This is a genomic window from Moorena sp. SIO3I6 (genome assembly GCF_010672095.1).
Genome location: NZ_JAAHHU010001460.1, coordinates 1 through 1,256 on the forward strand (window position 1 = coordinate 1; position 1,256 = coordinate 1,256).

Here is a 1,256-nt window from a genome sequence, read left to right on the forward strand (position 1 = left end):
TCTGAGTTTGAAGCGCGATCGCTAACTGATTTTTCATCAGTTTTAACTGATTAAGCTGATTTTGTTGACCTTCCAATCGCTTCAAAGACTGCTGGAGCTCAGTCTGGACTAAATCCGATTCTAATTCAACTAAATTCTGCCCAATTTTTACGGATTCTCCCTCCTTAACATAAAGTTTATCTACAGTTCCCATCACAGGAGAATCTAAACGAATGGTTTTATCTTGAGGTTCTAGTCGTCCCCTAGCACTCCCAGTTTCATCGATTTTAAATAACATTGCCCAAGGAACAAGGACACTGATAAATATTATCAATAAATACAATAATCCTCTAGTCCAAGCTTGGGGAAGACTATCGAGAAGTTCTTTGGTAGCAAAAGACCAATCCTCCCTGGAGTCATCTTTATTCACAACCTCTAGCTTAGGAGACGTTAAATTTTGCTCAATCTGTTTAGCATCTTGGAGTTGAGGAGGCATTAAATCCTGTTCAATCTGTTTAGCATCCTGGAGTTTAGTCCCAGTTCGTCCATTTGATGAATTAGTCATTTATTCTTTATTATTTGTCATTTTTTATATAGCAAACGGAATAGGGAGTAGGGAGTAGGGAGTAGGGAGTAGGGAGTAGGGAGGGGTGCATCTCATATTTGTAAATCTATAACTAAAAGAAGTGTGGGGAGGGTGGGGAGAGGGGGAGATAGGGAGATAGGGAGATGGGGAGATAGGGAGATAGGGAGATAGGGAGATGGGGGAGATTTTTATTAAAGGTAATTGTCATAAAATGATATTAGCTTTCTATTGCCGAAGAGTGTTTTTGCACAAGTGAGATGCACCCGTAGGGAGCAGGGCATATGCTTAAATGGGGAAATCCCCATAATTTCAATTCTTTAACATCCCGAACTATTAAATTATCCCTAAACAGGTTTATTTTAAGCTAACGGCTGACAGCTGACAGCTGACAGCTGACGGCTGACGTATGGGAATTACTGAGTTACTGTGACCTGTTGTTGATTTAAGTAATAGAAATGTCCTCGCTTTTCCATCAACTCCTGATGAGTTCCACTCTCAATTAATCTTCCTCTATCCATTACTAAAATTAAATCGGCATTGCGAATTGTTGATAACCGATGAGCAATGACTAATGTCGTCCGTCCCTTTAAAATTGTATTTAAGTTTCGCTGAATAATTCGTTCTGATTCTGGATCTAAATGAGAGGTAGCTTCATCTAAAACCAATAATTTAGGATTGCCCATCAGTGCTA

General features: G+C 39.4%; 1 protein-coding gene and 1 pseudogene. Both read right to left on the reverse strand.

The features are described 5' to 3' along the window. A partial coding sequence (locus F6K49_RS50260; RefSeq protein ID WP_293110352.1) for a biotin/lipoyl-binding protein occupies positions 1-544 on the reverse strand: 544 nt, incomplete at its 3' end. 434 nt (positions 545-978) lie between these two features. Then, positions 979-1,256: pseudogene (locus F6K49_RS50265) on the reverse strand (multidrug ABC transporter permease); the annotation flags it as partial.